We start from the raw sequence: 14449 nt of genomic DNA, 5'->3' as shown, positions 1-14449 counted from the left end.
CGTTCGATGGTGGGTGACCCTGTCGCTCGGCGCCGAGACCTGTCCGTGACACCGGAAAGGGTTGACACCCGATTCTGGGACCCTACAGTTCTCGGCGAGACAACGTTATCTCAGCGGCGGGATCCGGTAAACGACGACCGCGCTGGGATCACCCCGGAAGCCTCCCTCCGCTGACATCCCACCCCTGAAACGGACTTCCATGCTCAGACGAACCGCTGCCGCCGCCACTGCCGCCGCCGCCAGCCTGCTGATGGTGACCGCCTGTTCGAACTCGTCCACCACGGCCTCGGCTTCGGGCGGGACCACCCTGACCTACATGACCTTCGACTCGCCGGACCTGACGCCGACGTTCTGGAAGGACTCGATCGCCGCCGCCCAGGCGACCGTTCCCGGTCTGACGATCAAGCAGGTGGTGACCCCCACCACGGACCGCGACACCTACGCGAAGCAGCTCGAAGCCTCCGGCCAGTTCCCCGACCTGCTGGAATCGATCACCCCGTCGCTGTACACCGGCGCCGGGCTGCTCCAGCCCTACGACCAGTCCTGGATCAACGCGAACTTCCTGCTGCCGCAGGGCAACGCGATCAAGGGCAAGGTCTACATCCCGCCGACGAACTCGCAGATCATCCCGCTGGTCTACTACAACAAGGCCGAGTTCGCGAAGGCCGGGGTGCAACCGCCGACCACCTGGGCGCAGTTCCTGGCCGTGTGCGCCAAGCTGAAGGCCGCCGGGCAGACCCCGATCGAGCTCGGCGGCAACGACCCGTTCGCCGCCGCGATGCCGCTGACCGGCGCCATCAGCGCCGACGTGCTGGGCAAGGACCCCCAGTGGCTGCGGCAGCGCTACGCCGACACGGTGAAGTTCACCGACGCCGACGTGGTGGCCGCCGCGACCAAGATGCGCACGCTGGTCACCGACGGCGACTTCGAGCAGGGCGCGCTGAACGTCAGCTACGCCCAGTCGATCACCAACTTCAACGCCGGCAAGGCCGCGATGTACCCGATGGGCAGCTGGTACCTCGGCTCGATCCCGAAGAGCGAGTGGAACGACATCGGGGTGTTCCCCTGGCCCACCGACGACGGCTCGGTCGTGGTGCCGTTCGCCGTGGGCGGCTCGATGGCCATCAGCGCCAGGACCCCGGACCTCAAGGCCGCCACCGCCTTCGCCGAGTCCTGGTCGCTGAACCCGTCCAACCTGAAGACCCTGATCACCGGCGACGGCGCGTTCCCGATGCTCAAGGGCAAGACCCTGGCCGACTTCGGCGTCACCGTCAGCCCGGCGTTCACCCAGTCGTACGCCTACGTGACGCAGCCGAACAACAAGGTCAGCTCGATCGGCTGGGCCACCAACGACGACGCCATGCCCGGCTCGCTCACCAACGACTTCTACGCGGCGGCGCAGGCGCTGTTCAACACCTCCGACGTGCGGGGCCAGCTGGCCAAGCTCGACCAGGACTGGGCCACCGCCACCCAGTGACCCGCGGGCAGCACCTCCCCACCCACCCAGCAGCAACAGAACCGTCGGCGTGGGATCCCCAGCGATCCCGCCCCGACCAGGAGGGACGGAAACAGTGCAGTCATGTGTGCGCTGGTTTCGCAGCGCCAAACAGGACGCCGGACTCGGGCTGATCGCCGGTCTGGGACTGCTCCTGTACATCGTCTTCATCGTCGCACCCATCTTCATGAGCCTGAACAGCAGCTTCACCGACGAGAGCCCGCTGGAGTCGCAGAGCCGCTTCGTCGGGCTCGCCAACTACCGCACCATGCTGCACGACGGCGAACTGCACGCGACCCTCGCCTTCACCCTGCTCCTGGCCGTGGGCGTGACCGTCATGGCCAACGCCGTCGGCGTGCTCTTCGCGGTCCTGCTCAACCGCACCCAGCTGCACTACCGCGTGCTGCGGACACTGGCGTTCCTGCCGCAGGTCATCTCCGGGGTGATCGTCGGCTTCGTCTGGAAGACCATCTTCACCGAGGACGGCATCCTCAACACCCTGCTGACCCACCTCGGCGTGATCAGCACCCCGGTGCAGTGGCTCGGCACACCGCACCTGGCCCAGTTCTCCGTGGGCGTCGTGGTCACCTGGGTCCTGTCCGGCTTCACCACCGTGGTCTACCTGGCCGCGCTGCAGAGCATCCCGGGCGAGCTCTACGACGCCAGCTCCATCGACGGCGCGAGCACCTTCCAGCAGTTCCGGATGATCACGCTGCGCATGGTCGCCCCGGCCACCACCATCAGCGTCACCATCTCGCTGATCACGGTACTGAAGCTGTACGACATCATCACCGTGCTCACCTCCGGCGGTCCGGCCTTCTCCACCGAGTCAACCGCGCAGTACATCGTCAAGGTGGCCTTCACCAACGACCAGTTCGGCTACGCCTCGGCGATCGCGATCGCCCTGCTGCTGCTGTCCGCGGTCATCGCCCTGACCGTCACCGGTCTGCTACGCCGCAGGGAGGTCGATCTGTGATCGCCCGACACGACGCTCCCCCCGCCGTCCGCCCCCGGCCGGCCGGGCTCCAGCCGCCGCTCCGGGTCCGGGTCCGGGGCCGGGGCCGGGGAGCGGCGGCCGGTGCCCGCAGGCACCCGGTCCGACTAGCGCTCGCGGTCCTGGTCACCGCCCTGTTCGTCAGCCCCATCTACCTGACGGTGGTCAACGCCTTCAAGTCGGAGGGGGCCATCGAGAGCAGCCCGGCGGCGCCGCCGCTGCACCCGACCCTGGGCAACCTCTCGACCGCCGTCAACCGGCCGGACCAGCTGCTCCAGCTCGGCCTGCGCAACTCGCTGATCACCGTGGTCTGCTCGGTGCTGCTGCTGATCCCGCTCAGCGCGGCGTTCAGCTTCTACATCTCGCGCAAGCGGACCAAGCCGCGCGCGGTCATCCTGGCCGTGCTCTCGGCCGGGCTGATGGTCCCGCCGCAGGTGGTGCTGCTGCCGACGATCCACATCCTGTCGCTCCTCGGCCTGGACCACACCTATCCCGGGCTGATCCTGGCCAACATCAGCGGCGGCTACTTCTCCTTCGCGGTCTTCGTCTACGTCGGCTTCATGCGCGCCATCCCCGGCGAGATCGTGGAGGCCGCGCGCATCGACGGGGCCGGCAGCCTGCGCGTCTGGTGGACGATCATCATGCCGCTGGTGCGGCCGGCCACGGCCACGGTGGCGATCTTCCTGTCGCTGTGGATCTGGAACGACTTCCTCAACCCGCTGTTCATCCTCGGCCCGCTCCAGGGGCAGACCATCACCACAGGAATCTACTTGTCAGTCGGACAGTTGCAGATGAACTACGGACAGCTCTTCGGAATCATGTTCCTCGCCGGACTAATTCCGGTGATCGGCTACCTCGCCCTGCAGAAGCAGTTCATCGCGGGCCTCACCGCCGGATCCACGAAATGAGCGCGCTGCCCGTCGGCGTGCCCGACCTGGACGACGTGGCCGGCGACTGGGTGGACGCCGCGGACCTGGCCCATCTGCCCTCGCTGCGCAACCAGTTCGGCCAGGGCCACGTCAACCACGACCTCAGCTCGATGTCCTGGCTGGCCGCGCCCCCGTACTCGTTCGGCTACCACACCGGAGTGCTGCGGCTGGACGGCGTGGTGCTGGCCGCGCAGCGCTTCCGCTGGAAGCCCTACGGCGTGGCGCGCGAGCACACCGGCAACGGACTGACCGTGCGCACCGACACCCGGATGGCACTGTCGCAGGACCTGCTGCTGTGGCAGACCGAGATCACCAACCACACCGGCGCCCCGGTCCGGCACACGGTCTCGCAGGACCTGTTCGCGATGGTCGCGCACACCGAGACCGGCTGGGGCTGGCTCTACGACGTGCCGTGGAGCGCGGGCAACCACCACGACTTCATGTCCCTGGAGCGGATCCGCGCCGCCACCCGCTCCGCGCACGGTGAGGCGCCGTACCTGCTCGGGCCCGGCCCCCGGCTGCTGCGCCTGGGCCGACCCCGGCTGCCGGGCATCCAGCGCGACGCCGACACCGAGATCATGTCGCTGGCCTTCGAGCTGCCCAGGCACGTCAGCCAGGACACCGTCTACCCGCACCGGCACGGCGCCCGGGCCACCGTGCGCGGCATCCGCTGCACCGGCGCCGACGGCCGACCGGTGCTGACGGCCCCGGAGCAGACCGCGCTCGCGCCCGAATTCGAGTCCGCCCCGGGCGCCTTCGAGCTCGCCGCCGGACAGATACTCGAACTGGAGTTCCGGTCCGACGCCCCGGACCAGACCGGGATCGTCCTCACCCACGGCAACCACCCGGACTCGCTACAGCTCGGCCTCGACGCCGGACGGCTCTGGTTCGGCATCTGCGGCGAGCAGGAGTACGCGGCGGCGGACGTCGAGACCGGCCGCTGGTACCGGCTCAGGATCACCCTGGACGCCGAGCGGGTCGCCCTGGAACTCGACGGCGTGCCCGCCGCCACCATCGGCCACTGGTCGGCCTCCCCCCGCTGGAAGGCCCTGAGCAGCGGCGCCGCGGTCAGCGTCGCCGACGGCCGGTCGGCCGCCCGCGCCGGATACGCCTTCGACACCGCCCCCGACACGGTCGAGGACCTGGGTACCGGGGCGCGGGCCCACTGGACGGTCACGCTGGCGCCGGGCGAGACCCGGCGCATCGGGGTCGTCTGCGCCTACGGCACCGACAGCCTCGCGGTGGCGGACACCGCCGCCCGCGCCGCCGCCGACTTCGGCGCGACGCTCGCGGCCGACGAACGCGGCCACCGCGAGCTGTGGCACGCCATGTTCACCCCCGGCAACCCGCACTTCAGCGGCCACCTGCCGGTCCTCGAAGCGGAGGACCCCGGCGTCGCCAGGTCGTACTACATGGGCGCGCTGCTGGCGCTGTACCTGCGCAACACCCGGGTCAGCCCGAGCGAGCCGGTCTTCCTCACCGGCGGGCCCCGGCTCGGCCCCAGCACCACCTACTTCTGGGACCACACCGAGTGGAGCCGCCTCTACGCCCTGCTGGAACCGGTCGGCCTGCGCTCCTGGCTGCACCGGGCCCTGTCCGGGCCGTACGACACGTCGTTCGGCTTCGACACCAGGAACGGCGGGCCGCTCGGCAACGAGTACGCCGCCAGCCACTACGCGCTCTTCCGGCTGACCGAGCACTACGTCCGGGTCACCGGGGACGACGCCTTCCTCGACGAGCGGGCCGGGGACCGCACCGTGTTCCAGCACCTCGAACACCTGGCCGGAGGCTGGCGGTCGCAGCGGACCCGCGCCACCGGGGGCGTCCTGGCGGACCTCGGCGGCGACCCCTGGCGGTTGCTGGAATGCGTACCGAACTACGTCAACGTGGTGGCCTCGTTCAACGCCGCCTACGTCGGCATGACGCGCTCCCTCGCCGGGCTGCTGCGCTCGGCCGGACGCGAGGCGGAGGCCCGGACGGCGGAGTCCGAGGCGGCCGAGCTGGCCGCCGAACTGCTCACCATGCTGCTGCCGGACGGCCGCTGGCAGATCCGGCACCCCGGGCGGGACGAGTCGATCGGACACGTGCTGGACTTCGGGCTCGTCGGCGCGTACCTCCACGCCGACCTCAGCGAGGCGCAGCGGGCGGACATGGTCGCGTTCGTGTCGCGGAAGCTGCTGGCCGGAACCTGGATGCGGGCGCTCGCCCCGGACGATCCCGCCGCGCCGCTCTCGAACCGTCCCGACCACGGCTCCGCCGGGGCGTTCTGTGCCTGGCCCGGCGTCACCGCCCACGCCTTCGCGAAGCTCGGCCGACCGGACCTCGCCGCGGGACTGCTCGGCCGGGTCCACGCCTCGGCCTCCGGCGGCCTGTGGGGCCAGGCCATGGAGATCATGGACGACGAGCGCGGCACCTGGGTCCGGGTCGCCGAGGACGGTGTCTCCAACCGTGACTCCATCGCCGGTGTCGCCACCGCGGAGGCCGTCCTGTCCGGGCTGTTCGGCTTCGACCCGTCCTTCCGGTCGACGGCCGGACTGCCCGGGCGGATCGAGATCCCGGGGACGGGCACCCTGACCGGCATCAACGTCCCGGGCCGGGCGGAGCCGTCCGCGACGTAGCGGCCCGTCGTCCGCGCCGTCCAGGTGGAGCGGCGACCAGGGCCGGTCGCCGAGTTCGGCCAGGGCGCCGCGCAGCACCTCGGCGGCGCCGGGGCGGAAGAGGGTGTCGTCCTCCACCACGAGCAGGGACTCCAGCGCGTCGGTGTGCGCCTGCTGGACGGCCCGGCGATGGGAGAGCGCGCGGCCGACCCGGGGGTCGTCCGGGGTGGCGACGGCCGACAGCCGGTGCAGGCGTTCGGGCCGCAGGCCCAGGCCGACCAGCCGCCCCCGCACCGCCTGCCAGCGGTCGGGGCGCTCGTCCAGGTTGACGCAGGTGATGCCGCCGCAGGTGGCGAACGGGTTCCGCTGCTCCGCCCGGTAGTCGGCCACGGCCCGGCGGACGGCCTTGTCGCCCAGTACCTCGGTGAAGTGGTCGATGGCCTGGTCGGGGGCTCTGGCCGAGCTCGTCGAAGCCGATGAGGTAGTTGAACAGCCGCTGGTACCAGGTCGAGCCGGTCCGACCGACGCGCGGGGTGTCGAAGCGGTGGGTCCAGCGCAGGGCCGGCAGGCACCGGGTGACGCCCCCGGCGCGGCGGAACTTGTCGTGCAGGTGGCCCTCCTCCCCGCCGTGGCGGGCGAAGGCGGGGTCGCCGCTGTCGGGGTGCCGGTCGATGTGGTCCAGCAGCGCCGCCAGCGCCCCGGGCGCCAGCTGGACGTGGGAGTCAACGCACATGACCCAGTCGGAGGCGGCCTCGCGGAAGATCCGGTCCCGGGCGGCGGTGCCCACCCGCCGGTCGTAGGGGACGTAGCGCAGCTGCGGGAAGTCCTGCTCCAACCGCTTCAGCGCCCAGGCGTGCGGGCCGGTCGGGTGGTTGTCGACGACCAGGAGGTTGACCCGGTCCGTCACCTCGGCGTGGTAGACCGGGGCCGCCTCGGGCCCGGCGCCGTGTTCCTCCACCGCTGTCATCCCTGCCTCGCTTCCTCGCCGCTAGACGGGGGGCGTGCTGGAGCAGTCGGTGCCGATGGTGATCGCCGCGTGCGCCGAGGCCGCGGTGTGCACGCCGTCGCCGACCAGGACGGCGTCGTAGCCGTTCAGCAGTTCCTGGATGGTGCCGGGCCCGAAGTCCTCGGTAACGGTGATTCCGGCGATGCCGCCGTAGTTGGTGTAGGCCGAGCCCAGCAACCGGCCGTCGGAGGTGTAGAAGTGGACCAGCGCGCCCACCAGCGGGCGTCCGGTGCGGACGTCGGTCGCGGTGGCGGTGATGTTCTCCAGCTCCAACGAGGTGATGTTCAGAGTGGCCTGACTGGCGCTCAGGCTGGCGGGTGCCAGGCTGGAGCAGTCGGCCTCGCCGCAGACCGGCGCCTGCGCGGCGGCGGGTGTGACGTACCCGTCGCCGGTGGTCGGGTAGCGGCGTCCGGCGAAGCGGCGGGGGAAGCCGTCGCCGGTGTTCGCGGTGAGGGTGGTGGCGCCCTGGTTGTCGACCACGTGCGCCTCGGGGTGCGCCAGGGCGGTGGCGGCTGAACGCGCCGGGACCGAGGGGGGACCACCGGATGTCCGGCGGCCCCCCTTGTCGTGCGGCCGCGCCGTCCCCGGTGCTACTCCTCGGCGGCCACCGCCGCGGGCGCGTTGCCCACCCCGGCCGAGCCGGTGGCGGCGCCGCCCGCGACGCCCTCCACCAGATGGCGTTGCAGGAGGGCGAAGACCACCAGGATCGGCAGCGCCACGATCACCGTGGCCGCGGCGATCAGCGGCCACTGGGTGGTGTGCTCGCCGAAGAAGCCGTACAGGCCCCGGGTCACCGGCCACAGGCTGGAGTCGTTGAGCATGATCAGCGGCAGGATCAGGTTGTTCCAGGACGCCACGAACCCGAAGATGGCGAAGGTGGCCAGGGCCGGCTTCATCTGCGGAATGATGATCTGGAAGATGAAGCGGACGTAGCCGCAGCCGTCCATCGCGGCCGCCTCGTCCAGCTCCCGCGGGATCGTCTTGATGTAGCCCACGAAGAAGAAGAACCCGGCGCCGGTCAGCGAGGTCAGGATCAGGTACCCGACCTGGTTGTCGTACAGGCCCAGCTTCTGCGCCTCCACGAACAGCGGGATCAGACCGGCGGGCAGGAACCCGGAGAAGACGAAGAAGGAGTACAGCACGTTGGAGTGCTTGAACCAGCCCCGGGAGATCGGGAAGGCCAGGAACACGCCGAGGATCAGCGTGATGACGTCCGGGACCACGGCGTAGATCAGCGAGTTGATCATCTCGACGCCGAAGCCGCCCTGGTTCCAGGCCGCGCTGAAGTTGCTCAGCGTCCACGGATGCGGCAGGCCGGTCGGGTCCTTCAGGAAGCCCGGGTAGGTCTTGAACGCCTGCAGCAGCAGGTACACCAGTGGCAGCGCGAAGAATCCGGCCGCGACCACGAAGCAGAACAGCTGCGTGCCGCTCAGCCGCAGCCCGCGCAGCAGTCCGCGCCGCCGCCGGGCGACGCGCTCGGCCTCGATCAGCTCCGGGGTCACCCGCCGCGGTCCCGCGGTCCGGGTACTCACAACGACACCTCCCGTCGGCGCAGCACCCACAGCAGCAGGCTGCCGATGACCGCGGTGAGCACGAACTGGACCATGGCCAGCATCGAGCCGAGGCCGAGGTCGGGGTTGGCCCCGAAGGCCGTGTTGAACATGAACATCCCCAGCGTCTGGGTGTGGTACTGGCCCTGGGTGAGCACCAGGATCAAGGCGTACTCGCCGAGGCTGCCCATCACCGTCAGGAAGACGTTGACGGTGGTGGCCGGGGCCAGCATGGGCCAGGTGATCCTCCAGAAGCGCCGGATCGCGCCGGCTCCGTCCAGCGCGGCCGCCTCGTACAACTCCGGTGGGATGCGCCGCAGTCCGGCGATGTAGACCAGCATGGTGTAGCCGGAGAACATCCAGACGTTGACCAGGACGATCAGCCAGATCGCCAGGTCGGAGTCGCCGAGGAAGGAGCTGTAGCCGCCGATCACCGAGTGGTAGACGGTCTCGGCCGGGCCGCTGGTCGGGTCGAGCAGCAGCGAGAAGAGCACGCCGACGATGGTCACCGAGAAGATCTGCGGCATGAAGATCAGCGCCCGGTAGAAGCCGAAGCCGAAGCGCCGCCGCTGGAGCACCAGCGCCAGTCCCAGCCCGATCACGATCTGCAGCACGGTCACCCCGCCCACGTACTCCAACGTGGTCACGACGGCCTGCGAGAGCTGCGAGTAGTTGCTGGTGAACATGTTGCGGTAGTTGCACAGACCGCAGAAGGTCTCCGGAGTGCCGGGCAGCCCGGAGTAGTTGGTGAACGAGTAGTAGACGGTGGCCAGCGAGGGGTAGAGCCCGAAGGTCAGCCAGCCGATGCTGGGCACCGCGATCGAGAGCCAGGGGATCCAGCGGCTGGTCCGCCGGGTGCCGAAGGGGCAGGTGGACACGGCTACTCCTAGGGCTTGACGGCGGCGGTGTAGGCCTGCGCCGACTGGTCGAGCGCCGAGGTCAGTGACTGGTCGCCGAAGGGCCTGGTGTTGGTGAGCGTCGGTCCGCCGGCCGGGTTGCCGGTGCCGGTGGACGGCGGCAGCCAGGGCAGGGTGGTACCGATGAAGCCCTGGGAGGCGTGCGTGGTCAGCCAGTCCGTCCAGCCCAGCGTGGGGGTGGGCACGGCGGGCTCGGTGGAGACGGACCCGGTGGCCTTGACCCAGGCCGCGTAGTTGCTCTGCTGGGTGAAGAAGTCCAGGTACTCCAGGGCCAGGGTCTGGTGCTTGGCCCACTTCGGCACCGTCCAGGTCAGGTCGGGTGCCAGGTCGGCGCGGTTCCAGGAGGCGTTGTCGGTGCCGGGGACCGCGAAGAAGCCGAAGTCGAGCGCGGGGTTGGCCGTGGCGATGGTGTTGCCGTCGTAGGAACCGTCCACCAGGAACGGGTAGTTGTCGGCGTTGGCCGCCCACACCCCGGGCGCGGTCTGCGCCGGGACACCGCCCGCGTCGGGCTCGATGTACGACATGATCTGCTCGTAGCGCTGCGCGGCCTCCTCGTACACCTGGCTGTTCCAGTTCTGCCGCCCCTGCCAGAACTGCTGGTCGCGTTGTATCCACAGGGAGTTGGCCGCCGAGGCGGGCTGGGCCCGCATCAGCAGCTGGTTGTAGATGCCGAACCAGATGATCGACTGGTAGCCGTCCTTGCCGGCCACGAAGACCGGGCTCACACCCTTGGACTTGAGCACCTTGAGGTCGCCGACGAACTGGTCGAAGGTGGTGGGCACCGACAGGCCGTACTTGGCCAGCAGGTCCTTCTTGTAGAACAGGCCGGTGTTGTTGACGTACTCGGCCGTGGTCACGCCGTAGACGCCGCCCTTGTACCCCATCGTGAACTGCTGGGTGGAGGGGTCGAAGCGCTTCATGAAGGGCTGCGAACCGAGGTCCAGGAACTGCCCGTTGGCGACCAGCGCGGCGGTGCCGCTCGGCTGGATCCCGGTCGAGGCCGGCGGGTACTTCTCCGGGCTCTGCGCGAACTGCGCCAGCACGTCCACGTTCTTGGCGGCCAGCAGCGAGCTCTGCAGGGCGGGCCAGGCGCCCGCGGTGGTCGGCGCGGTCTCCAGCTTGACCGTGACGCCGGGGTGGGCCTTCTCGAACGCGGCGTCGATGGCCTGGGTCTCCTGCACGGCGGAGGCGTTCGTCCACTCGGCCACCACCAGCGTGTTGGACGAGCTGCCACTGCCACCGCAGGCGGTGAGCCCGGTGGCGGTCAGCGCACTGGCCGCGGTCGCGGCCAGCACACGGGAAAGACGGGTGATGCGGGTTCTGTCGGCCATGTCTGCTTCCTCCGCAAGGGAGTTGGGGGACGTGTGGGTGGCCGACGGGGCCCCGGAGATTGCTCCGAAGCATGTGGCCGATCGCTTGCCGCGTCAAGCCCGTCCGCATGGGAAATTCTGACAGAGCGCCTAGAGACTTTTCTTACGGAAGAGCGCCGGATGCCACACAATCGAAACATTGGCGGTGGCATCTTTGCAGGTCAGTTGGGTTACATGTGAGTCGGCCACAGGATCTGCGGCTGGGCTATTGCCTTCGTAACACTCTTGGTTTTCTATATCCATTGCCGCCGACGGGGCGCCCTGGAGAAGCATCGTCCGTCGACACCCACCCAATCGCCCCCCATTCGGAAGGGCTCTGCCGATGCCGCACACATCGAAACCCTCGGGACGCAGAACGATCCCGTTGCTGGCCGCCGCGGCGGTGGTGGCCGCGAGCGATTGCCTGGTCCCCCCGGCCAGTGCCGCGACGAGCACCCACGCGACCGCGACCGCCACCACCGGTGCACCGAAGCTGTGGGCCACCCAGCTCCAGTTCGACGACAACGGCACCCCCTGGTCCGTCGCGCAGTTCCAGGCCATCGCGGCCAAGGGCATGGACAGCGTCGAGATCAACATGCCGTGGACCACCATCGAGCCGAGCCAGGGCACCTTCAGCTTCACCGAGTTGGACACCGAGCTCGCCAACGCGACCGCCGCCGGTATCCGGATCGTGCCGATCTTCTGGCAGGCCGGCTGGAGTGGCAGCCCCGCGGCCTGGATCACCGACACGGAGACCACCAGCACCGGCGGCACCGGCGTCGCCCCGCCCTGGTGGAACCTCAGCGAGCAGCAGGACGCGGCCACCGGACAGGCCCTGCCGCAGGTCCCCGAGCGGGGCGGCGGCGCCTGCGTACCGCTGTCGCTGGACACGGCCACGGCGGCCGAGTGGAAGCTGGTCCCGGGCCCCGCCCCGGCCGGAACCCCGGTTCCCGCCTCCTGCTCCACCAGCGCGGGCGGCGCGGGGTCGGACGGCAACCTGACCGTCACCGCCGTCGGTGGCCGGAGCGCGTACCAGACCTGGACCAGCGCCCAGTCCGGGGTCGGCCCCGCCAACGCCTACCTGCAACTCGACCCGGGCAGCGCGGTCGCCCGCGCGGCCACGGTCACCCTCACGGTGACCTACTGGTCGCAGGCCGGACAGGGCTTCACCGCCCAGTACGACACCCCGGCCAACCCCTACCGGAACGGGCCCACGGTCACCGGCAGCGGTAGCGGCAGCTGGCAGACCGCGACGCTGACCCTCACCGGCGCGCGGTTCGACGAGGCCCAGAACATCCAGTCCGACCTGCGCCTCGCGGTGACCGACCCCGGCCGGCCGCTGTACCTCCACAGTGTCCAACTGTCCACCGGCGCCCAGTGAACGGCGACGGCGCCGCCCGCCCCTACCATGAGATCCGCCGGACCCGGCCGGCAGGAGGGATGTCCGCCGGTGTCTGAGCACACTGCCACCCACCCGCCGGTGGAGGACGAACTCGACGTCCTCCGCCGGTGGGCGGCCGGACCCCAGCCCCGCGCGCTGCGCGCGGCGATCGTGCTGGAGGCCGCGCTCGGGCGGAACAACGCGGAGATCGCCCGCCGCCTCGGGGCCTCCCGGCAGACCGTGGCCACCTGGCGGCAGCGGTACGCCGCCGAGGGCGCGGCCGGGCTCGACGGCCGCGCGCAGAGCGGCCGTCCGGTGGAGGTCGACGAGGGCGAGGTGATCGCCGAGAGCCTGCTGGCCCCGCGCGACCAGCGCTCCTCGCGCAGCCTCGGCCGACGGCTCGGCTGCTCGCACACCGCGGTCGCCGCGGCGCGCCGCCACTGGAACCTCGGCCGCGACGAACTCTCCTGCCCGGTACCGCCGTTGAACCCGGCGCTGGGCGACGGCGGGATCTGGGTGGTGGGGCTGCTGCACGAACCCGGCCACACGCTCGTGCTGCTCGCCCAGCGCGGCGGCTCCCGGGCCGAACCCGCGCCCACCGAGATCCAGCCGCCCGCCGACGCGCTCGCCGCGGTCACCACCGCGTTCACCCAGGCCCTGGCCACCCCCGCGGGGCAGCCCGCGGGCCCGGGCGTGGTCGCCGCCTTCCTCGCCACCGCCCGCCGGGCCCACCCCAGGGCCTCGCTGCACCTGGTGGTCCTGCGCGGACCCGCCGGACCCGGCGTCGCCGAGCAGTGCGCACGGGCCAAGGTGACCCCGCACCAGCCGCCCGAGCACACCGGCACGGTGTCCTTCCTGCGCGCCGCGCTCGCCCTGGACGCCGCCCAGCACCCGTCCTCCTCGGCCAGGGTGCTGCTCGACCTCGCGGCGGCGCTGCACGGCCCCGGCCCGCTGCGCTGGATCCGCGAGCCGCTGCCCGCCGCCCCGGGCGAGCGCCCGCCGGGCATCGCCGGGCCGCTGCCCGCCGCCGGGACCGCGAGCGGCGGCGGAGCCAACCAGATCGACCTGGGCTCCTTCAACGAATGCGTGGTCATCGAGACGGTACGGCTGGCCGGGGCGATCACCCGCGGCGACATCGCCACCCGCACCCGGCTCACCCAGCAGTCGGTCTCCCGGATCGCGCGCTCGCTGCTGGAGCGCGGACTGCTGGTGGAGGACCGCAAACGCCAGTCGGCCGAGGGCAAACCGCGCGGCCTGGTCCGGCTGCGCGACGACGCCGCGCACGCCATGGGCATCCACATCGACCCCGAGGTGCTGACCGCGGTGGTGGTCGACCTGTCCGGACGGATCGTCGCCCGGCGGGTCGAGAAGATCACCCCCGAGCCGCGCCCCGGAGCGGTGGTCGCCCAGATCGCCGCGCTCGGCGAGTCGGTCCTGGCGGGAGCCGGGCGGCGGGTGCGCGAGAGCGGGTTCCTGGGCCTGGGCGTCGCCGTGCCGGGCCCGGTCGACACCGTGTCGGGGACCGTCCTCGACCCGCCGCTGATGGGCGTGCTGCGCGACGTGCCGCTGCGCACCCTGCTGGAACGCCGCTTCTCCTGCCCGATCCTGGTCGAGAAGGACTCGACCGCCGCCGCCGTCGGCGAGCGCTGGATCGGCCGCGACCGGCGCTCGCGCGACTTCGTCTACCTCTACCTCGGCACCGGGGTCGGCGCGGGGCTGATCCTCAACGGTGACATCTACCGCGGACTCAGCGCCAACGCGGGCGAGTTCGGCCAGCTGTGCGCGGTCGCGCTGGGCCGGGTGGAGCCGTCCGGACGCCCGGAGCGGCTGCCCGAGTGCAACCCGGCCGTCCACGTCATGATGCCCGAGAGCGCGGCCCGACGCGGGCAGTTGACGGTGCGTCAGGCTGCCCGGGCGATCGGTCGGGGCACCCTCGCGGTGATCGACATGCTCGACGTGGGGCTGGTGGTGGTCGGCGGCCCCTTCTGCACCGGACCCGCCGCCGAGGTCTACCTCACCGAGATCGAGCGCGCCGTCAACGACTTCCCCACCGCCCGCCGACTGCGCCGGGTCCATGTCGAACGCTCCGTCAGCACCCACGAGGCCGCCGCCGTCGGCGCCGCCTCCACCCTCTTCCATGCCTCCTTCACCCCCCGCCTGCGGCGGCCCGGCTCGCCCTGAGCGGCGACCCCCTGAGCGGCGACCCCCTGAGCGGCGGGCGCGGGGGCCCG

General features: G+C 71.2%; 11 protein-coding genes. 6 read left to right on the top strand and 5 right to left on the bottom strand.

From position 1 onward, the window contains the following. Positions 1-199: 199 nt before the first annotated feature. From GXP74_RS15065 to GXP74_RS15050, 4 genes are all read left to right on the top strand, one after another. Complete coding sequence (locus GXP74_RS15065; protein ID WP_182451988.1) at positions 200-1477, top strand: ABC transporter substrate-binding protein; 1278 nt, start codon at positions 200-202, stop codon at positions 1475-1477. Between the two features lie 106 nt (positions 1478-1583). Beyond that, positions 1584-2471 (top strand): carbohydrate ABC transporter permease, encoded by an 888-nt coding sequence (locus GXP74_RS15060; protein WP_225447951.1) that lies wholly within the window; start codon positions 1584-1586, stop codon positions 2469-2471. Continuing rightward, entirely contained in the window at positions 2468-3397 is a 930-nt protein-coding gene (locus GXP74_RS15055; RefSeq protein WP_225447950.1) for a carbohydrate ABC transporter permease, read from the top strand. The genes GXP74_RS15060 and GXP74_RS15055 overlap by 4 nt, the downstream gene beginning before the upstream one ends. After that, on the top strand, positions 3394-6036 hold the full coding sequence (locus tag GXP74_RS15050) for a hypothetical protein (RefSeq protein ID WP_182451987.1): 2643 nt from the start codon (positions 3394-3396) through the stop codon (positions 6034-6036). The genes GXP74_RS15055 and GXP74_RS15050 overlap by 4 nt, the downstream gene beginning before the upstream one ends. Here the strand turns inward: GXP74_RS15050 and GXP74_RS42105 are convergent. From GXP74_RS42105 to GXP74_RS15025, 5 genes are all read right to left on the bottom strand, one after another. Further along, positions 5999-6982, bottom strand: a complete 984-nt coding sequence (locus GXP74_RS42105) for a glycosyltransferase (protein ID WP_182451986.1) — start codon at positions 6980-6982, stop codon at positions 5999-6001. The two genes, GXP74_RS15050 and GXP74_RS42105, sit on opposite strands and share 38 nt — an antisense overlap. A gap of 21 nt (positions 6983-7003) precedes the next feature. After that, a complete protein-coding gene (locus GXP74_RS15040; RefSeq protein ID WP_182451985.1) occupies positions 7004-7501 on the bottom strand; it encodes a hypothetical protein in 498 nt (165 codons plus the stop codon). Between the two features lie 110 nt (positions 7502-7611). Next, complete coding sequence (locus tag GXP74_RS15035) at positions 7612-8553, bottom strand: carbohydrate ABC transporter permease (protein WP_225447949.1); 942 nt, start codon at positions 8551-8553, stop codon at positions 7612-7614. Continuing rightward, entirely contained in the window at positions 8550-9449 is a 900-nt protein-coding gene (locus tag GXP74_RS15030) for a carbohydrate ABC transporter permease (protein ID WP_182451984.1), read from the bottom strand. The genes GXP74_RS15035 and GXP74_RS15030 overlap by 4 nt, the downstream gene beginning before the upstream one ends. Before the next feature lie 8 nt (positions 9450-9457). Beyond that, on the bottom strand, positions 9458-10819 hold the full coding sequence (locus GXP74_RS15025; protein WP_182451983.1) for an ABC transporter substrate-binding protein: 1362 nt from the start codon (positions 10817-10819) through the stop codon (positions 9458-9460). Between the two features lie 361 nt (positions 10820-11180). Between GXP74_RS15025 and GXP74_RS15020 the strand changes: the two genes are divergently transcribed. Further along, entirely contained in the window at positions 11181-12218 is a 1038-nt protein-coding gene (locus GXP74_RS15020) for a beta-galactosidase (RefSeq protein WP_182451982.1), read from the top strand. Positions 12219-12287: 69 nt separating this feature from the next. Then, entirely contained in the window at positions 12288-14399 is a 2112-nt protein-coding gene (locus tag GXP74_RS15015) for an ROK family protein (protein ID WP_225447948.1), read from the top strand. Positions 14400-14449: the final 50 nt, after the last annotated feature.

The organism is Streptacidiphilus sp. P02-A3a, assembly GCF_014084105.1.
Taxonomy (GTDB): domain Bacteria; phylum Actinomycetota; class Actinomycetes; order Streptomycetales; family Streptomycetaceae; genus Streptacidiphilus.
This window is presented reverse-complemented; position numbering and strand designations above follow the sequence as displayed.